At 40.2% G+C, this 23,992-nt stretch carries 23 protein-coding genes and 1 riboswitch; of the genes, 21 read left to right on the top strand and 2 right to left on the bottom strand.

Annotated features, from left to right (window positions below; genetic code table 11):
• Positions 1-83: 83 nt before the first annotated feature.
• The 5 genes from PGP85_RS05400 to tdcB all read left to right on the top strand — a co-directional run bounded on the left by PGP85_RS05400 (position 84) and on the right by tdcB (position 5,107).
• The gene (locus tag PGP85_RS05400; RefSeq protein ID WP_270326435.1) at positions 84-956 is read left to right on the top strand and encodes a glucosaminidase domain-containing protein; all 873 of its coding nucleotides are present in this window, start codon (positions 84-86) and stop codon (positions 954-956) included.
• Between the two features lie 237 nt (positions 957-1,193).
• Positions 1,194-2,123, top strand: coding sequence for a cysteine synthase A (gene cysK / locus PGP85_RS05395; protein ID WP_010739056.1), 930 nt, complete (start codon positions 1,194-1,196; stop codon positions 2,121-2,123).
• A 93-nt stretch (positions 2,124-2,216) separates the two neighbouring features.
• Positions 2,217-2,654, top strand: coding sequence for a Fur family transcriptional regulator (locus tag PGP85_RS05390; RefSeq protein WP_010739057.1), 438 nt, complete (start codon positions 2,217-2,219; stop codon positions 2,652-2,654).
• Between the two features lie 336 nt (positions 2,655-2,990).
• On the top strand, positions 2,991-4,100 hold the full coding sequence (gene ald / locus PGP85_RS05385; RefSeq protein WP_010739058.1) for an alanine dehydrogenase: 1,110 nt from the start codon (positions 2,991-2,993) through the stop codon (positions 4,098-4,100).
• The gene (gene tdcB, locus PGP85_RS05380; protein ID WP_010739059.1) at positions 4,100-5,107 is read left to right on the top strand and encodes a bifunctional threonine ammonia-lyase/L-serine ammonia-lyase TdcB; all 1,008 of its coding nucleotides are present in this window, start codon (positions 4,100-4,102) and stop codon (positions 5,105-5,107) included. Before ald ends, tdcB begins: the two co-directional genes overlap by 1 nt.
• A 46-nt stretch (positions 5,108-5,153) precedes the next feature.
• On the opposite strand, the gene PGP85_RS05375 is transcribed toward tdcB, so the two are convergent.
• The gene (locus PGP85_RS05375; RefSeq protein WP_010739060.1) at positions 5,154-6,071 is read right to left on the bottom strand and encodes a magnesium transporter CorA family protein; all 918 of its coding nucleotides are present in this window, start codon (positions 6,069-6,071) and stop codon (positions 5,154-5,156) included.
• 248 nt (positions 6,072-6,319) lie between these two features.
• Positions 6,320-6,417, top strand: a riboswitch (purine riboswitch).
• Positions 6,418-6,500: 83 nt separating this feature from the next.
• On the opposite strand from PGP85_RS05375, the gene PGP85_RS05370 reads away from it, so the two are divergent.
• From PGP85_RS05370 to purB, 5 genes are all read left to right on the top strand, one after another.
• Positions 6,501-7,082, top strand: a complete 582-nt coding sequence (locus tag PGP85_RS05370) for a xanthine phosphoribosyltransferase (RefSeq protein ID WP_010739061.1) — start codon at positions 6,501-6,503, stop codon at positions 7,080-7,082.
• Between the two features lies 1 nt (position 7,083).
• On the top strand, positions 7,084-8,385 hold the full coding sequence (locus PGP85_RS05365) for a nucleobase:cation symporter-2 family protein (protein ID WP_010739062.1): 1,302 nt from the start codon (positions 7,084-7,086) through the stop codon (positions 8,383-8,385).
• 128 nt (positions 8,386-8,513) lie between these two features.
• Complete coding sequence (gene purE / locus PGP85_RS05360) at positions 8,514-9,002, top strand: 5-(carboxyamino)imidazole ribonucleotide mutase (RefSeq protein ID WP_010739063.1); 489 nt, start codon at positions 8,514-8,516, stop codon at positions 9,000-9,002.
• On the top strand, positions 8,995-10,116 hold the full coding sequence (purK, locus tag PGP85_RS05355) for a 5-(carboxyamino)imidazole ribonucleotide synthase (protein ID WP_172463173.1): 1,122 nt from the start codon (positions 8,995-8,997) through the stop codon (positions 10,114-10,116). Before purE ends, purK begins: the two co-directional genes overlap by 8 nt.
• Before the next feature lie 64 nt (positions 10,117-10,180).
• The gene (gene purB / locus PGP85_RS05350; RefSeq protein ID WP_270326432.1) at positions 10,181-11,476 is read left to right on the top strand and encodes an adenylosuccinate lyase; all 1,296 of its coding nucleotides are present in this window, start codon (positions 10,181-10,183) and stop codon (positions 11,474-11,476) included.
• A gap of 37 nt (positions 11,477-11,513) precedes the next feature.
• Here purB and PGP85_RS05345 read toward each other — a convergent pair whose 3' ends face one another.
• Positions 11,514-11,885 (bottom strand): hypothetical protein, encoded by a 372-nt coding sequence (locus PGP85_RS05345; protein ID WP_010739066.1) that lies wholly within the window; start codon positions 11,883-11,885, stop codon positions 11,514-11,516.
• Positions 11,886-12,141: 256 nt separating this feature from the next.
• Here PGP85_RS05345 and purC point away from each other — a divergent pair, with 256 nt between their 5' ends.
• The 11 genes from purC (at position 12,142) to guaC (ending at position 23,942) form a co-directional block, all read left to right on the top strand.
• Positions 12,142-12,858, top strand: a complete 717-nt coding sequence (gene purC / locus PGP85_RS05340; protein WP_270326430.1) for a phosphoribosylaminoimidazolesuccinocarboxamide synthase — start codon at positions 12,142-12,144, stop codon at positions 12,856-12,858.
• A 2-nt stretch (positions 12,859-12,860) separates the two neighbouring features.
• Complete coding sequence (gene purS / locus PGP85_RS05335; protein WP_010739068.1) at positions 12,861-13,115, top strand: phosphoribosylformylglycinamidine synthase subunit PurS; 255 nt, start codon at positions 12,861-12,863, stop codon at positions 13,113-13,115.
• A gap of 1 nt (position 13,116) precedes the next feature.
• The gene (gene purQ, locus PGP85_RS05330) at positions 13,117-13,797 is read left to right on the top strand and encodes a phosphoribosylformylglycinamidine synthase subunit PurQ (protein ID WP_010739069.1); all 681 of its coding nucleotides are present in this window, start codon (positions 13,117-13,119) and stop codon (positions 13,795-13,797) included.
• Positions 13,797-16,016 (top strand): phosphoribosylformylglycinamidine synthase subunit PurL, encoded by a 2,220-nt coding sequence (gene purL / locus PGP85_RS05325; RefSeq protein WP_270326428.1) that lies wholly within the window; start codon positions 13,797-13,799, stop codon positions 16,014-16,016. The genes purQ and purL overlap by 1 nt, the downstream gene beginning before the upstream one ends.
• Positions 16,001-17,440, top strand: a complete 1,440-nt coding sequence (gene purF, locus PGP85_RS05320; protein WP_010739071.1) for an amidophosphoribosyltransferase — start codon at positions 16,001-16,003, stop codon at positions 17,438-17,440. The genes purL and purF overlap by 16 nt, the downstream gene beginning before the upstream one ends.
• A 152-nt stretch (positions 17,441-17,592) precedes the next feature.
• Positions 17,593-18,636, top strand: a complete 1,044-nt coding sequence (purM, locus tag PGP85_RS05315; protein ID WP_270326427.1) for a phosphoribosylformylglycinamidine cyclo-ligase — start codon at positions 17,593-17,595, stop codon at positions 18,634-18,636.
• On the top strand, positions 18,633-19,205 hold the full coding sequence (gene purN, locus PGP85_RS05310) for a phosphoribosylglycinamide formyltransferase (RefSeq protein ID WP_270326426.1): 573 nt from the start codon (positions 18,633-18,635) through the stop codon (positions 19,203-19,205). The genes purM and purN overlap by 4 nt, the downstream gene beginning before the upstream one ends.
• A gap of 88 nt (positions 19,206-19,293) precedes the next feature.
• Positions 19,294-20,826 carry a bifunctional phosphoribosylaminoimidazolecarboxamide formyltransferase/IMP cyclohydrolase gene (gene purH, locus PGP85_RS05305; RefSeq protein ID WP_010739074.1) on the top strand — a complete coding sequence of 511 codons (1,533 nt, stop codon included), beginning with the start codon at positions 19,294-19,296 and terminating at the stop codon, positions 20,824-20,826.
• A gap of 15 nt (positions 20,827-20,841) precedes the next feature.
• Positions 20,842-22,092 carry a phosphoribosylamine--glycine ligase gene (gene purD / locus PGP85_RS05300; protein WP_270326423.1) on the top strand — a complete coding sequence of 417 codons (1,251 nt, stop codon included), beginning with the start codon at positions 20,842-20,844 and terminating at the stop codon, positions 22,090-22,092.
• Positions 22,093-22,306: 214 nt separating this feature from the next.
• The gene (locus tag PGP85_RS05295) at positions 22,307-22,735 is read left to right on the top strand and encodes a DUF3788 family protein (protein WP_010739077.1); all 429 of its coding nucleotides are present in this window, start codon (positions 22,307-22,309) and stop codon (positions 22,733-22,735) included.
• Between the two features lie 229 nt (positions 22,736-22,964).
• A complete protein-coding gene (gene guaC / locus PGP85_RS05290; protein ID WP_010739078.1) occupies positions 22,965-23,942 on the top strand; it encodes a GMP reductase in 978 nt (325 codons plus the stop codon).
• Positions 23,943-23,992 lie beyond the last annotated feature (50 nt).

Genomic DNA, 23,992 nt, shown 5'->3' with positions numbered 1-23,992 from the left:
AATTGTTTGTTAATTGTTCTTGGATTATACTTTTAAAGTAATTAAAAATGAAGAGCTTTGTAAAGGTTTCTTGGAGGTATATAATGAACCAGTTTAAGACTCGTACCGAAAAATACAATTATATAAGAACACAGCAGAAGGAAAAGCGGATCAAAGCGGCGAAAAGAACAGTGCCCTTATTAGGAACAGCAATGATTCTTTCACCAGGTGTTTTAGCTATGAATACCGTTAAGGCAAATGCAGCTGAAACTAGCCAAACGCAAAATCAATCCGCATTTATTGAACAATTAGGTGCCTCAGCGATGCAGGTTTCTTCGTCAAATGACCTTTATGCATCGATCATGGTTGCCCAAGCATTAGTTGAAACCGGTTTTGGGTCTTCTCAATTGTCTAGTGCACCGTATTATAATTTATTCGGTGTGAAGGAATATAACGGCGGACCTTCCGTAACGATGAGTACGCAAGAGTATCTAGATGGTCAATGGGTAACGATGAATGAACCATTTGCCGTTTACAGCAGTTATTCAGAATCTTTCCAAGCCCATGCAAACCTATTGACAGGCTCTTATTATGCCGGAGCAAGAAAAAGTCATACCAATAGTTATCAGGATGCAGCAGTTTATTTAACGGGACGTTATGCGACAGATCCAAGTTATGCCAGCAAATTGATTTCTTTGATTCAATCGTATAATTTGACTCGTTTTGATACACCAGGAGCGGGTACAGCTGTTCAGTCAACAGAACAAAGCCAACAAGCTGAATCAACTCAAAGTACACAGCAGGCTGTTCAAACAGCTTCATCGTCTCAAGCAAGCGGACAATCATACACTGTCCAATCAGGGGACTCAATTTGGGGAATCGCTGAAAAATTTGGCATCAGTGTGGATCAACTGTTGGCAGACAATGGTTGGAGTTCTGATTCAACCATCATGCCTGGAGATACAATCGTTATTTAACCTTCTAAAGATGGAGCAAATTGCTCCATCTTTTTGTCCGCTCAATTTTTATCAATTTCCCCTTGAATTTAACTCCTTAGTAAAGTAGGATTCTTGTAATGAGTCAGTTCTTTTTTTAAAAGAGTCCTGAATTATTAAGTTAAATGGTTTAAAGTGGATTAAAAGTCGAAATTCTCGCATCTTTTCTCATTATTCGTTAATATAACTTACATAAGGTAAGGAATGGAGCGAGGAAAAATGACAAAAATCTATAATTCAATTCTTGATACTATCGGTGAAACACCTATCGTGAAATTAGGGCGTATGACAACTGAGGATATGGCACAGATTTACGTGAAGGTCGAATCCTTTAATCCTGGCGGCAGCGTGAAAGATCGTATTGCATTGAGAATGATTGAAGATGCAGAAAAGAGCGGCAAATTGAAATCAGGGATGACTATTATTGAACCAACATCTGGGAATACCGGAATTGGTTTAGCGATGGTGGGTGCAGCAAAAGGCTATCCTGTAACTTTAGTAATGCCTGAGACAATGAGTATTGAACGTCGCAAATTGATGCAAGCTTATGGAGCGAACCTAGTATTAACTCCTGGACCTGATGGTATGAAAGGTGCAATCGCCAAAGCAAACGAATTGGCGAAGGAAAATAATGGATTTGTTCCAGAACAATTTGATAACCCGGCAAACCCAAAAGTTCATGAAGAAACAACTGCGAAAGAAATTGTTAACGCCTTTGAGAAAAATGGCTTAGATGCTTTTGTGGCTGGTGTGGGTACAGGCGGTACTATAACCGGTGTAGGGAATGAACTGAAGCGCATGTATTCAGATATTAAGATTTATGCGGTGGAACCAGAGGAATCTCCTGTCTTAGAAGGTGGTCAACCTGGGCCTCATAAAATCCAAGGTATCGGTGCGGGCTTTGTTCCAAGTATTTTAAATACTAACATTTATGATGAAGTTTTAGCTGTAAGTGGTAGTGACGCAATGGAAACTGCACGTGAAATTGCGAAAAAAGAAGGGATTCTAGTAGGGATATCTTCTGGGGCTGCGTTGTTCGCAGCAATAGAAGTGGCGAAAAAAATGAATCCTGATCAAAAAGTATTGGTTTTATTGCCAGATAATGGTGAACGCTACTTATCTACCGAATTATTTCAATTTAACCAATAAGTTTATGAAAAACATTAATTTTTGAATCCAACTAGTATTTCCCCTCAGATAATAGTATCATTTTAATAGAGAATACAAACAGGAGGGGCTTATATGGTAAATGAGGCAGTTGATCAAGCGGTCAAAGAATTAAAGGCCGGTGGAGTCCGAATCACGCCACAACGTTATGCCATTTTAGAGTATTTGATCCAGTATCGTAATCATCCAACCGCTGATGAGATTTTTCGTTCACTAGAAAGCCGCTTCCCAAACATGAGTGTGGCGACAGTGTACAATAACTTGAGAAAATTCGTTGAGATCGGCATTGTTCAAGAAATGAACTATGGAGATGCAGCAAGTCGTTTTGATTTCACGAATAAGCAGCATTATCATGCAATTTGTACAGAGTGCGGAAAAATCGTTGACTTTTTCTATCCTGGATTAGAAGATGTGGAGATGGCTTCGAGTAAACTGACTGGGTATCAAATCAACAAACACCGTTTAGAGGTATATGGCTTATGTCCGGACTGCCAAACAAAAGCTGAGGAATAATTCCTCAGCTTTTTTGTTTTCATTTCAAATAACAAAGTTGAGCCGATTTCAAATGAGAATATTCACACAAAAACGTGGTAACGTTTGCACCTATTTTTATTAAAAGAACTTTTTGAAGAGAATAATAAAAACTAAAATGAAAACATTCTTATTTGAAAACGCTGTTATAACAGTGTTTTCAGATATTTTTTTTTGGTTAAATTAAGGTGTTGTTTGAAAGAATGAGATATCAATAACACTTGAGGCATGATCGTTGCTTAAAAAAGGCATTGTGATATATTAAACTTGTTCCGAAGTTAAAGAACTTCGATAATAAATCTATAGGAGTGATTTACCGTGAAAATTGGCGTAATTAAAGATCCAAAACAAGGTGAGGCACGTGTAGGCATGACACCTGAGAACGTAAAAATTTTAGTTGAAGCAGGAAATGAAGTACTAGTTGACGATAATGCTGGTGCAGGTTCAGGTTTTACTAATGAACAATATGTTGAAGCAGGCGGTAAGATTGTAGATACAGATACAGCATGGACTGCTGATCTAATCGTAAAAGTTAAAGAACCAATGGAAAGTGAATACCACTATTTTAAAAAGGGTCAAATTATTTGGGGCTTCTTACACTTAGCAGCGAATAAAGCTTGTGTTGAAAAAATGATGGAAGTTGGCGTTACTGCTTTATCTGGTGAAAACATTTCGATCAATGGTGTTTTAGAATTATTGAAACCTATGAGTGCGATTGCTGGACGTCGTGCAGTTAACTTAGGTCAATATTACTTAGAAAAACAACACGGCGGCGAAGGAATCTTGCTTCCAGGAATCGAAGGCGTTGAAGCTGGAACAATCGTTATCTTAGGCGGCGGGAATGCTGCTGAAAATGCTGCAGATATGGCTGTTGGTATCGGTTGCCACGTAATCATCCTTGAAGTGAACGAAAAACGTATCAAACAATTGCAAGATCGTTACAAAGACCATAACGTTGATGTAATCGTTTCAAATACTGAAAACTTAGAAGATAAAATCAAAGAAGCAGATGTGTTTATTTCAACTATCTTGATTCCAGGGGCTAAGCCACCAAAATTAGTTAAAGAGTACATGGTTGAATCAATGAAACCAGGTTCTGTGATCGTTGATATTGCGATCGACCAAGGTGGTACTGTTGAAACAATCGACAAACCAACGAACCATGCGGATCCTGTATTTACTAAACATGGCGTAATTCACTATGCTGTTCCTAATATGCCTGGTGCTACACCAAGAACAGCTACAATCGCTCTAGCTAAAGGAAATATTTCATTCCTTAAAGAAGTTAGCGTGAAAGGATTAGAAGAAGCATTGAAATCTGATGATTCATTAGTATCAGGTTTGAGCGTATACAATGGTAAAGTCGTTTCTAAAGCTTTAGCAGATTCAATCGATGTTACTTATACTGAGGTAGGAGATGTTCTGTAATGACTGATACAATGACAAAATTGCCTGTATCTATTGAAGACATTCATGAAGCTAAAAATGTTGTAAAACAATATGGTCGTGTGACCCCTTTAATTCAATCAATGTTCTTAACCGCAAAAACTGGCGGTCAAGTATTCTTGAAATTGGAAAATATGCAATTAACTGGTTCATTCAAATTCCGTGGAGCGTTCAACAAAATCGCCCATTTAACACAAGCGGAAAAAGATAAAGGTGTTATCGCCGTTTCAGCCGGTAATCATGCACAAGGTGTGGCTTTGACATCTAAATTATTAGGTATCGAAAGCACGATCGTAATGCCTGAAACTGCACCAAAAGCGAAAGTTGAAGCAACTGAAGGATATGGTTCAAAAGTTATTCTTCATGGTTCTGGTTTTGATGAAGCGAAAGCTTACTGCGAAAAAATCGTTGAAGAAACTGGCGTGACTTACATTCCTCCTTACGATGACGAATCTGTAATGGCTGGACAAGGCACGATTGGTCTTGAAATTCTAGATTCTATCTGGGATGTCGATACTGTAATCGTTCCTGTCGGCGGTGGCGGACTGATTTCTGGTATTGCAGTCGCAATGAAAACATTCAATCCAAACATCAATATCATTGGTGTTCAAGCGGATAATATCCATGGTATGACTGCTTCATTCCGCGAAGGCAAAAAAGTGGGCTATAAAGTGGCTCCAACAATTGCTGACGGTTGTGCGGTAGAATTTCCGGGAGATCTTACTTTCGAAGTAGTTGAGGCTCTAGTTGACGATATGGTTACTGTATCTGAACAAGAAATCGAAGTTGCTATGAAAGATTTAATCCAACGGACAAAAATCGTTGTTGAAGGCGCTGGCGCATTAGCTACAGCAGCTATTCTTGCTGGTAAAGTGGATAAATATGTGAAAGGTAAAAAAGTTGTTGCTGTCGTATCCGGCGGTAACGTTGACTTGAACCGTATCACTGATGTTATTGGCCACTTCTCAGTAGCCAACGAACTAAAATAATCTAAAAGAAAAGAAGCAACGGCCTAAAAATGCCGTTGCTTCTTTTTTATGCATCGTAATCTTTTTTGAAGAGATAAACGCCACTCACAATGGAAATGAGTAAAGCCAGCAGTACGACCATAATTGAGCCAATTTCAGAATCGCGCCACAATAAACCACCTGTGTTGATTCCCCATAGACTGAAAATCAATGTCGGTAAAGCGAGGAGCAGAGAGGCTGTATTTAAAAACTTCATTAATTGATTTAGACGATTATCCATCATGCTATTAATTAGCCCGCTGATCGAGCCGAGCATCTCTCGATAGATCTGAACAGAAGTGGTTGCCTGTTTGGTTTGAAGTTCGATCTCAATCGCCAAATCCCTATCAGAAGAAACGAGACTTGACTCTAAAAGATGATTGATTGTTTTACGCTGTTCTTTTAAGAGATTATCAATATAAACTAGATTCTTCTCTGTGTGAGTCGTTTTTTCCAGAATAGTTTTGTTCGAACCGTTCGAGGTTCCTTGACTGATTTCTTCAATTGTTTCACGCTGCTTCCGTAGAAAGGCAAGATAATGACTGTTGATCACTTGCAGTGTATGCAGGATCAGTCCGGCTTTTGTAGTAATATCGGATTTATAATTTTCTAGCACTTCATCAATAAGTGGCGATTCACTTACCGTGATCAAAACCTCTGAAGTTAAAAAAATCGTTACGGTGGAAGAGAGTAATTCTGGTTCATCAATTGATTCAATATTGATAAAGAGCATCAGACAAATGGGGTCTTTATCTTCCGTTTGGTATTTTTTAAAAAAAGAAACATTTGAATAGTTCTCGCCTAATGAAAAGAATTTTTTTGGCAGGTCATAGTCATTATGTAATTGCTCCTTTTCGTCTTCAGTTGGATTAGAAACAGCTAACCAATTTCCTTTGCGAGTCTCTTTTTTTATACCTTCACCTGAAATAGAATAAAAATCAAGCAATTGAAGCTCCTCCTTATCTGATTGTTTCCATATACCTAATCATCTCAAATCAATCCAGGATTGCCAATTAATTTGAATCGTCAAGATTACTGTCGGAGTATTTCTTCTTATTATAAATAGAAAGGATTGTTGGCGAAAGTGAGATAACCATTTAATTCAACTATCAATCTTCTCATTTGAAATAATTCTAGTTTACAGCTGATTTCTATCTGCTATAATAATCTTCATATTTCATAAACTCCAGTGAAAATTTTCATTGGCAGTGAACTTATATATCGTCATAATATGGTTGACAGTTTCTACCTTGTGCCGTAAACGCAAGACTATAAGTAAAAATCGTACGGTTACGTACCTTTTTTGCTTTGCAGATGAGGTGCGTTTTTTGTAGTAATCAAAAAACGACAAGAAATGAAAAAGGAGAAGAGTATAATGAAAGAATTGACAGATCGTATCAAAGACAATGGCCGCGTTTTAGGTGAAGGTGTTTTAAAAGTTGATGAGTTTATCACACACCAAGTTGATCCTGAATTGATGGATGCCATGGGCAAACGTTTAGCGGAAGTTTTCGCGGACAAAAAAATCACGAAAGTAGTAACGATTGAAGCTTCTGGGATCGCGCCGGCTGTTTATGCTGCACAAGCTTTGAAAGTGCCGATGATCTTTGCCCGCAAGTCTAAGAGTTTAACGATGGATGAAGAACTATTGACCGCTTCTGTTTATTCCTTTACTAAACAAGTTACCAGCACAATCTCTATTTCTCGTAAATTCCTTTCTGCAGAGGACAATGTCTTATTAGTCGATGATTTCTTAGCGAACGGGCAAGCCGCTAAAGGATTAATTGAATTATGTCAACAGGCGGGAGCCAATGTTGCCGGAATTGGTATTTTGATCGAAAAATCTTTCCAAGATGGTCGCCAATTAATCGAGGACATGGATATCCCAGTTGTTTCCTTAGCGAGAATTTCTTCCTTACATGACGGTAAAGTAACGTTTATCGAGGAGGACGCATAGAGTGACAAGCGAAACAGGAAATGGAAAATCAGCAGTTTTAGGTTTACAGCATCTTTTAGCAATGTATGCAGGAGCAGTAGCAGTCCCCCTTTTGATTGGGACTGGGTTGGGATTCAATGAAGCACAAATGACGTATTTGATATCGATCGATATTTTCATGTGTGGCGTTGCGACGCTGCTGCAATTGACGGTAAATAAATTCTTCGGAATCGGTCTGCCAGTTGTTTTAGGTTGTGCGATCCAAGCCGTGGCTCCATTAATCTTGATTGGACAGACACAAGGGGTTGGAACAGTCTATGGTTCCATTATTGCAGCGGGGATTTTTGTTGTTCTGATCTCAGGTTTCTTTTCTAAGGTAGAAAAATTATTTCCGCCGATCGTTACAGGAACAGTCATTACAACTATTGGTTTAACATTGATTCCGGTAGCCATTACCAAAATGGGCGGCGGCGATGCTGCTAACAAAACCTTTGGAGATCCTACGAATTTGCTCTTGGCTTTCGTGACGATCTTATTGATTTTAGCTATTCAGGTATTCGGTCGTGGATTTGTTCGTTCGATTGCAGTATTAGTTGGGTTAGTCGGCGGAACAGTTTTAGCAGCACTTTTAGGACAAGTAGATTTAGCGGCGATTGGACACGCACCAATGTTCCATGTACCGCAACCATTTTATTTTGGAACACCGAAATTTGAGCCATTTTCTATTCTATTAATGATTATTATTTCTATTGTAAGTATGGTTGAGTCTACTGGTGTTTACTTTGCCTTAGGAGATATTGTTGGTAAACAGGTAAAAGAGGATGATTTAAAACGAGGCTATCGTGCTGAAGGTTTAGCTGTCATCTTAGGCGGACTATTTAATACATTCCCTTATACTGGTTTCTCGCAAAATGTTGGGCTGGTGCAATTATCTGGAATTAAAACACGCCGTCCAATTTACTTTTCAGCGATCTTTTTGATCATCTTGGGGCTTTTCCCAAAGGTCGGAGCTCTTGCTCAAATTATTCCTGAACCGGTTTTAGGCGGAGGAATGCTGGTAATGTTCGGCATGGTTGCTGTTCAGGGAATGAAGATGCTATCAAAAGTAAACTATAACGATGAAAAAAATCTATTGATTATTGCGATTTCAATTGGTTTTGGTCTAGGTTTTAATGCAATGCCGACACTATTTTCGAAATTGCCGGAAACAGTTCAAATGTTTACGGGCAACGGTATCGTTATGAGCAGTTTGTCTGCTATTATTCTGAACCTTCTATTTCACGGGTATAAAAGAGAAACTAAAATAGAAAATGGCGCGGCGTAAGCTGCGTTTTTTTCTATTCGGATGAAACACGAACGATGGATTAAAATTATCTGTTAATATTCGAATTACGTTTTGACTTACTTATTGGGACTTGCTAAAATAAGTTTGACTAACGAAGGGAGCTAATTATGAATCCAGAAGTTGCAGTTATTATGGGAAGTACATCCGATTGGGAGACAATGAAACATGCTTGCGAGAGCCTCGATGAAGTAGGCGTTGCATACGAGAAACGAGTTGTCTCTGCTCATCGTACACCGGACTTAATGTTCGACTTTGCAGAGAAGGCGCGTGGACGTGGAATCAAGGTAATTATTGCCGGCGCAGGCGGTGCGGCTCATTTACCGGGTATGGTAGCGGCGAAAACGACTTTGCCGGTAATCGGTGTTCCAGTCCAATCCAAGGCACTAAATGGGCTAGATTCCTTATTATCTATTGTACAAATGCCCGGAGGTGTACCTGTTGCTACCACTGCAATCGGAAAAGCAGGTGCAACTAACGCAGGACTACTTGCGGCTCAGATGCTTTCAATGTATGATAAAAAAGTAGCTGACCGATTGGAAGAAAAACGGCAGCAGATGACACAAACTGTATTGGAAAGTAGTGAACAACTTGGTTAAATCGTTAAAACCAGGCTCTACGATTGGTATCGTAGGCGGAGGACAACTAGGCCGTATGATGGCTATCAGCGCAAAGGAAATGGGTTTTCGCACAGGTGTGATCGATCCGACTGGAGATTGTCCGGCGGCGCAAGTTTCGGATTGGCATATTGTTGCTGATTACGATGATCAAATGGCTCTGGAAGAAATGGCCCGCAGATCACAAGTGATTACTTATGAATTTGAAAATGTGGATGTTGATACGATTAATCAAATTCAACATTTCGCAAATGTTCCCCAAGGTACTGATCTTTTGGCGATCAGTCAAGATCGTCTAATGGAGAAGTCCTTTTTAGAAAATAATAATATCGTGATTGCTCCGTATGCGACGATTATCAGTCCTACGGATATTCAAGATGCCATTGAAGGGATCGGTTATCCATGCGTGTTGAAAACTACTCGCGGAGGATATGACGGACACGGACAATACGTATTGAAAAGTACAGCCGATTTAGCACCGTCGATGAACCTATTGCGTCAAGGGACATGTGTTTTAGAAGCATGGATTCCTTTTGAAAAGGAATTGTCTGTTCAGGTAGCGGGAAACAACATCGGCGATTATGTAACATTCCCAGTAGTAGAAAATATCCATCGCAACAATATTCTTCATGAAACGATTGCACCTGCTGGAATTGAGCCTGCTGTTGCGAAAGAGGCGAGTCGAATCGCCAAAGTAATCGCACAAGGGGTAGATTTGGTTGGAACGCTTTGCGTAGAATTTTTCTTAACAAAGGCAGGAGCGCTTTACGTTAATGAAATTGCACCGCGACCACATAATTCCGGTCACTATACGATTGAAGCTTGCACGATGAGTCAGTTTGATGCCCATATTCGCGGAATTTGCGGCTGGCCTTTGAGTGAACCGAGGTTACTATCAAACGCGGTGATGATCAACGTTTTGGGCGAGAATTTGTTGAAGACGTATGAAATGATCGATCTGTGGCCAGATTGGCATTTCCACTATTATGGTAAAGCGATGCCTAAAAAGGGTCGAAAAATGGGCCATATTACGATTTTAACGGATAGCATCCAACGCACATTAGATGATATCAAGAAAACTGAGACGTGGGATTAAAAAGCGTCGAACGTAAACAAATCTTTTTAAAATTCTTTCATTAGCAGGAAAAAAGGAGAACATAATGATAACTCGATATACAAGAGCTGAAATGGGAAATATTTGGAGCGATGAAAATCGTTATAAAGCATGGTTAGAAGTAGAAATCTTAGCAGATGAAGCTTGGGCAGAGTTAGGTGAGATTCCTAAGGCTGATGTAGAAAAAATTCGCGCGAATGCGGGATTCGATATTGATCGGATCTTAGAAATTGAACAATCAACAAAACATGATGTAGTGGCCTTCACCCGGGCAGTTTCTGAGACACTGGGCGAAGAGCGCAAGTGGGTTCATTACGGGTTGACCAGTACGGACGTAGTAGATACGGCATATGGTTATCTTTATAAGCAGGCCAATGATATTTTGCGTCAAGACTTGCAGGATTTCTTAGCGATTATTGGTGAAAAGGCCAAAGAACACAAAGATACCGTTATGATGGGGCGGACTCATGGTGTTCATGCTGAACCAACGACTTTTGGTTTGAAGCTAGCAACCTGGTATTCAGAAATGAAACGCAATATCGAACGTTTTGAACATGCGGCAAAAGGTGTGGAAGCTGGTAAAATTTCTGGAGCAGTTGGAACATTTGCGAATATCCCGCCATTCGTTGAAGAATTTGTCTGTGAAAAATTAGGTATTCGTCCACAAGAAGTATCGACTCAAGTTTTACCTAGAGATTTACATGCGGAATATTTTTCAAGTCTAGCTTTGATCGCAACGTCGATCGAACGCTTCGCAACTGAAATTCGCGGACTTCAAAAATCTGAAACACGGGAAGTGGAAGAATTTTTTGCAAAAGGACAAAAGGGTTCATCGGCGATGCCTCATAAACGCAACCCAATTGGTTCTGAAAATATGACCGGATTGGCTCGTGTGGTACGCGGTCATTTGATTACTGCTTTTGAAGATGTCGCTTTATGGCATGAACGTGATATTTCTCATTCATCCGCTGAACGGATCATCACACCAGATACAACTATTTTAGTAGATTACATGCTCTATCGTTTTGGAAATATCGTTAAGAACTTGACGGTCTTCCCAGAAAATATGAAGCGTAATATGCAAGCGACATTCGGGTTGATCTATAGCCAGCGTGTTTTGCTGAAATTAATTGATAAAGGAATGACTCGTGAAGAGGCTTATGATTTGGTACAGCCAAAAACAGCCTACGCTTGGGACAACCAAGTGCAATTCCGTCCGTTATTAGATGCTGACGAAAAGATCACGAGCGTTTTATCCGCCGCTGATTTAGACGACGCGTTTGATTATAATTACCATTTGAAAAATGTTGATAAAGTTTTTGAACGTGTAGGTATAAAATAAAAAAAACCTCTTGCCAGCCGGCAAGAGGTTTTTTGTTTTATGCATAAGAATAAATATCCGCGAAACAACTTTCGTGAAGTTGTTCCAATAAGCAGTCTATCAAACGATAGTCATAAGTTTGTCTATTTAGAAGAATCTCGATTCGATAAGAATTTTTTAAGAATGAGTGATCCTTCAGCTGTCTAATGACTAACTCTTCCTGAGAATGATTGGAAAAATGCAAAGACTGCATTGCTTGAGACTGTTTTGGATGCAAAAGCTTCTTTAAATTACGATAAGAATAAAAGCTCGTATTGCAATTCAGGCTGTGGGTAGAGTCCAACCCTAACAAGGCATTAAACAAATGTTGCTTGTCTGTATCTTTCATTGAATCAAGAAATTTTTGAGCTGCTGCAGGTGCATCTAGCATAAGCCATTCCTCCATCTATTTCATTCGAATTAAATATAGCACCATTTTCACAAAATGTAAACGCTGTCTTTGTTGCTGCAACGAAACTAGGGAACAAACAAGTTTCTAAACACGAACATTAGTAGTGTTCTTTCATTATAATATCCGATATATTATTGAAAATTTTATTTTCTGTTGTTACACTAAAGATGAAATTAAGAAACGAACGATTTTGGTGTTTGTTTCTAGAATGTTCATCAAAAGGGAGCGTTAAGACGTGAAAAAAGGCACTTTACTGTATGAAGGAAAAGCAAAACAATTGTTTCAAACGGATGACCCTGAAATAGTTTGGGTCGAGTACTTAAATCAAGCGACTGCTTTGAATGGTGCAAAGAAGGATCAAATTAGTGGTAAAGGCGAACTTAATAATCAAATCACTGGACGAATTTTTGATTACTTAAAAAGTAAAGAAATTAAGAATCACTATATTAAACAGCTTTCTGCAAATGAGCAGCTGATTCAAGCAGTTGAGATTATCCCTTTAGAAGTAGTTGTTCGAAATGTTGCTGCGGGAAGTTTTTCAAAAAGACTGGCTATCCCAGAAGGATCACCATTGAAATCACCAATCGTTGAGTTTTATTACAAAAACGACGAACTGGATGATCCAATGGTTACAGAAGATCATATCAAGTTGTTAGAAATTGCTACAGCAGATGAAATAGCGCAATTACGTCAGATGGCTCTGGAAGTCGATCAAGCACTGATCGAATTATTTGATTCAATGGAGATCAAATTGATTGATTTCAAATTGGAATTTGGTCGTCAAAACGACGGTTCTATTTTATTGGCTGATGAGGTTTCCCCTGATACTTGTCGATTATGGGACAAGAAAACGAATGAACATTTAGATAAGGATATTTATCGTCGAGACTTAGGTGACATTATTCCGGTATATCAAGAAGTACTAAATAGATTAGAAAAGCGAGGAGAATAAGCATGTATTTTGTGAAAGTTTATGTAACGTATAAGGATTCTGTATTAGACCCACAGGGAGAAGCGGTGAAAGGTGCTGTGCATCGTCTAGGCTATGATGAGATCGAGGATGTTCGAATCGGAAAATATTTCGAAATCAAAGTTGCTAAAAGTGATCGCCCTGTTGAAGAAATGATTGAGGAAGTTTGTGACAAGTTGTTAGCCAACGTTAATATGGAAACTTATCGTTATGAAATTATGACATCGGAGGAAGTTTAACATGAAATTTGCAGTCATTGTATTTCCCGGCTCAAATTGTGATTTGGACATGTACTGGGCGATGAAGGAAATCATGGGAGCGGATTGCGAGTACGTTCGTTATGATGCAGACAGCTTGGAAGGCTTCGACGGAGTCTTGCTTCCTGGCGGCTTTTCTTATGGTGATTATCTGCGTTGTGGTGCGATCGCTCGTTTCGCCAATATTATGTCAGAAGTTATTCGCTTCGCTGAAGAAGGCAAGCCGGTTTTCGGTACTTGCAATGGATTTCAGATTCTGACTGAAGCAGGTTTGCTGCCTGGAGCATTACGCCGGAATGACTCATTGAAGTTTATTAGTAAAATTACCCCGCTTAAAGTTGTGAATAACCAAACAAAATTTACTTCCGAGTATCAAGCAAATGAGGTAATTCAAATTCCCGTTGCTCACGGCGAAGGAAATTATTATTGCGATGATGAAACACTGGCCGATCTTAAAGCCAATGACCAAATTGTTTTCACCTACGAAGGTGAGAATATCAACGGAAGTGTTGAAAACATTGCCGGTATCACTAACAAGGCTGGAAACGTTTTAGGAATGATGCCTCACCCAGAACGGGCGATGGAAGAATTGCTTGGCTCAGACGATGGCAAGAAATTTTTTGCTTCTATATTAAATAATTTTGGAAAGGTGACTGCAAACTAATGATGAAATTAGAACCAACGGCTCAAGAGATCAAAGATCAGCGTGTATACGCTGGATGGGGTTTGACCGATGAAGAATATCGCTTAATTTCAGAAGAGATTCTTGGACGCCTGCCAAATTATACTGAAACCGGACTTTTCTCCGTAATGTGGAGTGAACATTGTTCTTATAAAAATTCAAAACCAGTCTTAAGAAAATTCCCTTCAGATGGACCACAAGTCTTACAAGGTCCTGGAGAAGGTGCGGGAATCGTCGATATTGGCGATGGACAAGCCGTTGTTTTCAAGGCTGAAAGTCATAATCACCCCTCAGCAGTAGAGCCTTATGAAGGCGCAGCAACAGGTGTCGGCGGAATCATTCGCGACATCTTCAGCATGGGTGCTCGACCTATAGCGATGCTGGATTCCTTGCGTTTTGGTGAGTTGAACACTCCTCGTACAAAATACTTATTAGAAGAAATTGTCGCTGGAATCAGCGGTTACGGAAACTGTATCGGCATTCCAACAGTTGGTGGCGAGGTAGCATTTGATCCTTGTTACGAGGGAAATCCATTAGTAAATGCCATGTGTGTGGGATTAATGGATCATAAAGATATTCAAAAAGGCCAAGCTAAGGGTGTTGGCAATTCTATCATGTATGTGGGAGCTAAGACGGGTCGTGATGGAATTCATGGTGCTACGTTCGCTTCTGAAGAGTTTGTGGAGGGTGAAGAACAACAACGCTCGGCTGTTCAGGTCGGCGATCCATTCATGGAAAAATTATTGTTGGAAGCTTGTTTAGAATTGATTTCAGATCATGCAGATATTTTGGTTGGTATCCAAGATATGGGGGCTGCTGGTTTAGTCTCCTCAAGTTCTGAGATGGCATCAAAGGCCGGATCAGGTCTAAAACTGTATCTTGATGATGTGCCGCAGCGTGAAACAAATATGACACCGTATGAAATGATGTTATCCGAATCACAAGAACGGATGTTGATTTGTGTGGAACAAGGCCACGAAGATGAAGTGGTCGAACTGTTTAAGCGTTATGAATTAGATGCAGTCACGATCGGTGAAGTAACGGATGACGGTATGTATTGTTTATATCATCATGGAAAAGAAGTTGCTAATTTGCCAGTTGATGCGTTAGCTGAGGATGCTCCAGTTTACGAAAATGAGAAGAAAGAACCTGCTCGTATCCAAGAATTTGCGAACATGGCCGATTTCAAACCGGAAGTGAACGATGCATCAGAAACCTTGTTATCACTATTGCAGCAACCAACTATTGCTTCGAAGAAAATGATTTATGAAACGTACGATTCACAGGTTAGGACAAACACTGTTGTACGCCCCGGAAGCGACGCAGCAGTGATGCGAGTACGTGGAACAAATAAAGCGTTGGCAATGACAACTGACTGTAATGCTCGTTATCTTTATTTAAATCCTGAAGTTGGCGGACAGATCGCGGTTGCCGAAGCAGCTCGTAATATTGTTGCTTCTGGTGGACAACCATTAGCGATTACGGATTGTTTAAACTACGGCTCGCCTGAAAAACCAGAAGGGTTCTGGGAATTATGGACTTCTGCTGATGGTATTTCAGAAGCATGTCGTACTTTGAACACACCAGTTATCTCAGGAAACGTTTCTATGTACAACGAAACAAACGGTAAGGCAATCTATCCAACACCGATGATCGGAATGGTAGGTTTGATTGAAGACTTGGCCCATATCACGACGCAAGAATTCAAACAAGCGGGTGATTTGATTTATGTAATCGGTGAAACGAAAGCCGATTTTAATGGAACTGAGATTCAAAAAATTCAAAAAGGTCTAATCGAAGGAAAATTAATGGACTTTGATTTATCTGTTGAGAAAGCGAATCAAGAGTTGGTTCTTTTAGCAATCAAGGCTGGTTTGGTTGCAAGTGCCCATGATTGTGCCGAGGGTGGTTTAGCTGTTGCGATTGCAGAAGCAGCCTTTAACAATCTTTTAGGGGTTGATGTGACTGTTATTATGCCAGTAGAAAATCTATTTGCTGAAACACAATCTCGTTTTGTCCTTTCTGTTAAAGCAGAAAATCAAGCAGCTTTTGAAAAGTTAGCTGGAGAGAACGCTGTGAAGATTGGCGAAGTCACCAATACAGGTGAGCTTAAAGTAACTGCTAACGATGGGGAAATTAAGGTAGCGACTAGTGAAGCGAAAGAATTATGGGAGGAAGCCATTCCATGTCTAATGAAGTAAGAAGTTTAAATGAAGAGTGTGGCGTTTTTGGCATCTGGGGACACCCAGATGCTGCTCGCGTCACTTATTTTGGCTTGCATAGTTTGCAGCATCGTGGACAAGAAGGTGCCGGAATCGTCAGTAATGACAGCGGCAAATTGATGAGTACACGCGGTTTGGGTTTATTATCCGAAGTTTTCAAAGACGAACGTCAATTGAATCAATTGACTGGACAATCAGCAATTGGACATGTCCGTTATGCTACAGCAGGAACTAGCAGTGTTGATAACATTCAGCCTTTCCTATTCAATTTTTACGATGGGGATTTTGCTTTGGCTCATAATGGAAATCTGACCAACGCCAAAAGTCTTCGAAAAGAATTGGAAATAGATGGCGCGATCTTCCATTCAAATTCTGATACAGAGATTTTGATGCATCTAATTCGCCGTAGTCAAAAAGAGTCATTGTGCGAACGAATGAAAGAGGCCTTAGACACGGTTAAGGGCGGTTTTGCCTACCTAATGTTAACCGAAGAGTCAATGGTAGCAGCACTTGATCCAAATGGTTTCCGTCCGTTATCGATTGGGCAGATGGTTAATGGCGCTTACGTTGTCGCATCTGAAACTTGTGCCTTGGAAGTTGTGGGTGCAAAATTCATCCAGGATGTTAACCCGGGCGAAATTATCACGATCAATGATGAAGGCTTAACTGTTGAACGTTTCACTGAAGATACTCAACACGCAATTTGTTCAATGGAATATATTTACTTTGCACGACCTGATTCTAATATTGCTGGTGTCAATGTGCATAGTGCTCGTAAAAATATGGGCCGGATTTTATCGCAAGAGGCCGGGATTGAAGCAGACATGGTTGTGGGTGTGCCAAATTCTTCATTATCTGCGGCCAGCGGTTATGCGGAAGAATCTGGTATCCCTTATGAAATGGGCTTGGTGAAAAATCAATATGTAGCCAGGACATTCATTCAGCCTACTCAAGAGCTTCGAGAACAAGGTGTTCGAATGAAGCTTTCAGCTGTTCGGGGAGTCGTTGAAGGCAAAAGAGTCATTATGGTCGATGATTCAATCGTACGAGGCACGACTAGCCGCCGAATCGTTAATCTTTTGAAAGAAGCTGGAGCGAAAGAGGTCCACGTACGCATTGCTTCACCGCCATTACGTTATCCGTGCTTTTATGGGATTGATATTCAAACGCGTAAGGAACTAATTGCCGCGAATCATTCGATCGAAGAGATTCGCGAAATGATTGGTGCAGATTCGTTGTCCTTCTTAAGTGAAGATGGTTTGATCGACGCGATCGGATTAGATTTTGATGCCCCTTATTCAGGATTATGTATGGCTTATTTTAACGGTGATTATCCAACGCCACTTTATGATTACGAGGCACATTATCAAGCAACCTTAAAAGAAAAAACGTCATTTATTTAAAGGATAGAAATAATAAGAGCAGACCAGCTTCGTTTTTTTGCAATCAATTTTTGACAAACATTTTAGCAATAAAAACGTTATTGACTGGTATAAAGCAAAATAAAAAAAACTTATTTTTCGATTTTTTGAAAAATGAATAAGGAGAGAATCGAGTGGGAAATGCATATTCCAGAGCCGGTGTCGATGTTGAAGCTGGTTATGAAGTAGTAGAACGTATCAAGAAGCATGTCAAAAGAACCGAGCGATTAGGCGTAATGGGAGCCATCGGTGGATTTGGCGGGTGCTTTGATTTAAGTCAATTTGATCTGAAAGAACCTGTTTTAGTTTCTGGTACGGACGGAGTCGGAACGAAATTGATGGTAGCGATCCAAGCTGATAAACATGATACAATCGGGATCGATTGTGTGGCGATGTGTGTAAATGATATCGTGGCACAAGGTGCTGAACCGCTTTACTTCTTGGATTATATTGCCACAGGTAAAAATGTGCCTGCACGTCTGGAACAAGTCGTTGCTGGTGTCGCCGAAGGTTGCGTACAAGCGGGGGCGGCTTTGATTGGCGGAGAAACTGCTGAGATGCCGGGAATGTATGGCGAAGATGATTACGATTTAGCCGGATTTACTGTAGGCATTGCTGAGAAAAGCCAGATGATTACCGGCGAGAATATCAAAGCTGGAGATGTTTTAGTTGGATTGCCATCATCGGGAATTCATTCCAATGGTTATTCATTAGTACGTAAAGTTTTCTTTGAAACTAATAGCTTTGCGATTGATGAAAAACTTCCAGAATTGAGTGAATCATTGAGTGATGAAATTTTAACGCCAACTAAAATTTACGTTGAGTCAGTTTTACCGCTAGTCAAAAAAGAATTAGTTAACGGTATCGCCCATGTGACCGGCGGCGGATTTGTTGAAAACCTGCCGCGGATGTTATCCGAGGACTTGGCATGCGAGATTGAATTGGGTTCTTGGCCCGTTTTGCCGATATTTGATGCGTTAGCGAAATATGGTGAGATTCCTGAAATGGAGATGTATGAGATTTTCAATATGGGTATCGGTATGGTATTGGCAGTGGCACCAGAAAAACTAGCCGATTTACAGGCCGATTTGAAAGAACGCAATGAAGCTGCCTATGTGATTGGCAAAGTTACTGACAAACAAGATTCGGCGATCGTTTTTAAAGGAGCTAAGGCATGAGAATAGCCGTCTTAGCATCAGGAAATGGGTCGAATTTTGAGGTGATTGCTCAGGCAGTCAAAGAAAAAAAGATTCCAGCCGAATTAGTCCTATTATTTTCAGACCATCATGATGCTTATGTACTTCAGAGAGGCCAGCGGTTTGAGATTCCTTGTGAAAGTTTTGAACTGAAAGAATTTTCCGATAAAAAAAGCTACGAGGCTGCGCTGTTAGATGTATTAAAACGTTATGATGTAGAACTAGTTGTCCTAGCGGGATACATGCGAATCATCGGCGAAGAGCTGTTAACGGCCTTTCCAAATCGAATCGTCAATATTCATCCAGCACTGTTGCCTGATTTTCCAGGTCTGCACGGAATTAAGGACGCCTATGAAGCAGGTGTGGAAGAAACTGGAGTCACGATTCATTATGTTGATAGTGGAGTAGATACTGGGCCAATCATTGCTCAAGGCAAAGTACAGGTCGCCAAAGAGGATAGTCTAGCCGATTTAGAGCGAAAGATTCATCAAGTTGAACATCGGCTCTATCCAGAAGTTCTTGCAGAAGTATGCAAATCGGATGAAAAATGAACGCGGCTATAAATAGTTTTAATAATGGCGGCTATATACGGTAAGAAGACCAAATATAGGTATATTATCAGGAATAAGGAGTGTCATCATGACAAGAGCATTAATTAGTGTTTCAGATAAAACCGGAGTTGTAGAATTTACTAAAGGATTGGTTCAAGCAGGAGTCGAGATAATTTCAACTGGCGGAACCAAAAAAGTTTTGGATGAAGCCGGAATTCCGACGTTGAGTATTGATGAAGTAACAGGCTTTCCAGAAATGATGGATGGACGGGTTAAAACGCTCCATCCTAAAATTCATGGCGGATTGCTGGGCCGAAGAGATTTAACGACTCATATGGATGCAATGAAAGCACATGATATTCAACCAATTGATTTTGTTTGTGTGAATCTGTATCCATTTAAAGAAACAATTTCTAAACCAGATGTGACGGAAGCAGATGCGATCGAAAACATTGATATCGGTGGACCAAGCATGCTGCGTTCTGCCTCAAAAAACTTTCAATCAGTAACGGTTGTCGTTGATCCGAAAGATTATGCGCTGGTATTAGCTGAATTGGAAAGCAATCAAGCAACTTCTTTAGAAACACGCAAACGTCTAGCAGCAAAAGTTTTTCGTCACACCGCTGCTTATGACGCGTTGATCGCTGACTATTTGACAAAGAGCGTGAATGATGTTGAGCCAGAAAAGTTGACTCTAACTTATGATTTGAAGCAAACATTGCGTTATGGTGAAAACAGCCATCAAACGGCAGCTTTTTATCAAGATGCGTTGCCGACAGCTTATTCAATCGCAAGCGCTCATCAGTTACATGGAAAAGAATTATCTTATAACAATATCAAAGATGCGGATGCGGCTATTCGCATCGCTCGTGAATTCACCGAGCCGACAGTCGTAGCGTTGAAACATATGAATCCATGTGGTATCGGCAGCGGCCGGACGATTTCAGAGGCCTATCAATTTGCTTATGAAGCAGATCCAACATCAATTTTTGGCGGGATTTTAGTTGCCAATCGTGAGGTTGATCTTGCGACAGCTGAAGAAATGCATAAATTATTCTTGGAAATCATCATTGCACCAAGTTTCAGTAAAGAAGCGTTTGACGTATTGTCCAACAAAAAAAATCTGCGTTTAATGACCTTAGACTTTAGTAATCAAGTGAATAGTCAACCAGAAATGGTTTCAGTATTAGGCGGTTTACTTGTTCAAGAGCAAGATGTAGTCGAAGAAATTCCAGAAGAGTGGGAAGTGGCAACGGATCGCAAACCATCCGCAGAAGAGCTAAGAGCGTTGGCTTTTGCTTGGAAGGCAGTTAAACACGTGAAATCAAATGCGATTGTTGTTGCCAATGAACATCAAACGGTGGGTGTTGGTGCTGGGCAAATGAATCGTGTAGGTTCAGTCAAAATCGCTTTAGAGGAAGCGAAAGGCCGGATGGACGGGGCAGTTCTAGCTAGCGATGCCTATTTCCCAATGGATGACAGTGTGGAATATGCTGCTCAGCATGGAATCAAAGCAATCGTTCAACCAGGTGGAAGTATTCGAGACAAAGATTCAATCGCTATGGCCAATAAATATGGTGTTGCGATGGTCTTTACTGGTATTCGTCATTTCAGGCATTAATTCGAGGAGGATTCAATGAAAGTATTAATTATTGGCAGCGGTGGCCGCGAACATGCCATCGCAAAAAAAATGTTGAAGAGTCCGAAAGTAACCGATGTTTTTTGTGCGAAGGGCAACCCGGGTATGAAAAATGATGGGATTCAATTGGTAGATATCGCTGAAGATAACCATAAAGACTTAATCGTTTTTGCAAATGAAAAGGAAATTACTTGGACTTTTGTGGGGCCAGAAATTCCGTTGCTTAATGGAATCGTTGACGATTTCCAAGCGGCAGGACTTGAAATCTTCGGACCGAACAAAGCGGCGGCGATGATTGAAGGATCGAAAGAGTTCGCGAAGAAAATTATGGTAGACAATCATATTCCAACCGCAGCTTATGAAGCATTTACTGACTATCAAGCAGCCTGTGATTATGTTCAAGAAAAAGGGGCACCGATCGTAATCAAAGCGGATGGTTTAGCGGCTGGTAAAGGGGTAACAGTCGCAATGACTTTAGCAGAAGCTTTACAGGCTTTGAAAGAAATGATGACGGATCATCGTTTCGGCGAAAGCGGCGATAAGGTTGTTGTTGAAGAGTTTCTGGCGGGTGAAGAATTCTCGTTACTAGCATTCGTTAAAAATGAAAAAGTCTATCCAATGGTGATCTCTCAAGACCATAAGCGTGCTTATGATGAGGATAAAGGACCAAACACCGGTGGAATGGGTGCTTATTCGCCGGTTCCGCAAATCTCATCAGAAATGGTCGAAACGGCCGTAAACAAGGTCTTAAAACCGGCAGCTTCAGGTATGATGGCAAATGGAACACCATTTACAGGTATTTTGTATGCCGGCCTAATTGCAACGGAAACTGGACCAAAAGTAATCGAATTCAATGCTCGTTTTGGTGATCCCGAGACACAAGTCGTATTGCCACGGTTAACAAGCGATTTGGCACAAATAATCGATGACCTATTAAAGGATCAAGAACCTGAGTTAATCTGGAGTGAACAGGCTTGCGTAGGTGTCGTTTTGGCAGCGGAAGGTTATCCTAATGACTATAAAAAAGGGATGGCGATACCAGAATTCGGCGAGCAGGTGGCGGTTTATTATGCTGGCGTAACGGAAGAGCAAGGGTCAGCACGAGCTTCTGGGGGCAGAGTGCTTTTAGTAGAAGCTGAGGCTGAAACGATTGAGACCGCACAGAAGATCGTTTATCAAGCTTTAAAGGAAGCAGATACTAAGGACTATTTTTACCGCAATGACATTGGAGCGAAATCGTTAAAATAATAAAAAACGACCTTAGGGTCGTTTTTTATTATGCTTAAAACCAAGCGAGATTTAAAAAATGACAGCTTTAATTAAAAGTGTTAAACTAAATATGAAAAAAGCGTTAAAAGGAAATATGAAAACGAAGAAAAATAAAATGAATTTAACTCATACAGACAATTGCATTAGTTAGAATTATTTTTCGTTCCAGAGCGTAGTGAAAGAGGCGAGGACCATGGAAAGAAAACGATCCAAAGCTGATGATAACAAACACGAACTTCAGACGATTTTGTCAGGATTACCCAATTCTCAGTATTTAAAAATATTATTGGCCCAAATCATGAGACATTATGATCCTAAAATCAAATACATTTTTCAGAAACAAACAGGTTGGCAGCTTGTAATTGAACAATATGATGGTTTGCTTTGTCGCATCAAGATCCATAAGGATTATTTTTCTGTTATCACACCATTTCCGGATTTTGGGATAAGCTATTTATCCCCGATGGTAAAAGTGATGTCAGATGAGTTCAAGGAAAAATTTGAAGATGTATCGAAAAATACTCAGCAGATTGAAATGAAAGTAACGAATGAAGAAGAGATGGAAGATGTTGTCTTTTTAGTAAGTCTGCAGGCAAAAAAATTAAGGAACATGCTGGTTTAAAAAGTTAATGTTCGTGTTTTTTGCTATAAAAGTCAAAATCAGCTTGCTTTTTATATGATTATGTTGTAAATTACATAGGGCGATATCGCCCTATGTTTTTTTGTCGGTCACGCTTTTCGCGATTTTGTACAGCATAAAAGAAAAATTTATAGCTGGGGTAAAGCTAGTTCAGCGTGGACGTACAGGACAAAAATAGATGAGATAGTTAGCTTAATCATTGGAGGCCATTATGAAAGTATTTGATTATGAAGATATTCAGTTAATCCCTAACAAGTGTATTGTGAACAGTCGATCAGAATGTGATACGACCGTCCAATTAGGAAAGTTTAGTTTTAAGATGCCAGTCGTGCCTGCAAATATGCAGACGATCATTGATGAAAACATTGCCGAATTTTTGGCGGAGAATGGTTACTTCTATATCATGCACCGTTTTTATGAAGAAGAACGAATTCCATTTATAAAGAAGATGCAGTCTCGCGGCTTGATTACATCGATCAGTGTTGGTGTAAAAGGGTATGAATATGATTTTGTAAAACAACTTGCTGAAGAAAAGTTAAATCCTGATTTTATCACGATTGATATTGCCCACGGTCATTCTGACCCGGTAATCAATATGATTAAGCATATAAAAAAATATTTACCAGAGACGTTTGTTATTGCTGGGAATGTTGGTACACCAGAAGCCGTGCGTGAATTAGAAAACGCCGGTGCGGATGCAACGAAACTTGGCATTGGACCTGGGAAAGTTTGTATTACGAAAATCAAAACGGGTTTTGGAACTGGCGGCTGGCAATTAGCGGCTTTGAGCTGGTGTGCAAAGGCTGCCCGCAAACCAATCATTGCGGACGGCGGAATTCGAACTCATGGCGATATTGCAAAGTCGATTCGTTTCGGCGCTACGATGGTCATGATCGGTTCATTGTTTGCTGGACATGAAGAGTCACCGGGGGAAACGAAGGTTGACGATGGTGTGGTTTATAAAGAATATTTCGGCAGCGCCTCTGAGTTTCAAAAAGGTGAAAAGAAAAATGTCGAAGGAAAGAAAATTTGGATTCCTTATAAAGGTTCTTTAAAAGACACATTGGTTGAAATGCAGCAGGATTTGCAATCATCGATTTCTTATGCTGGCGGAAATGATTTGGAAGCCTTGCAAAAGGTTGATTATGTGGTTGTTAAGAATTCGATCTTTAATGGTGATACAATTTAATAATTTTTAAAAGATTTTTTAAAGGTCATATCAATTTGATTGGTATGGCT

Source organism: Enterococcus malodoratus, from assembly GCF_027659535.1.
Taxonomy (GTDB): domain Bacteria; phylum Bacillota; class Bacilli; order Lactobacillales; family Enterococcaceae; genus Enterococcus_A; species Enterococcus_A malodoratus.
This window is presented reverse-complemented; position numbering and strand designations above follow the sequence as displayed.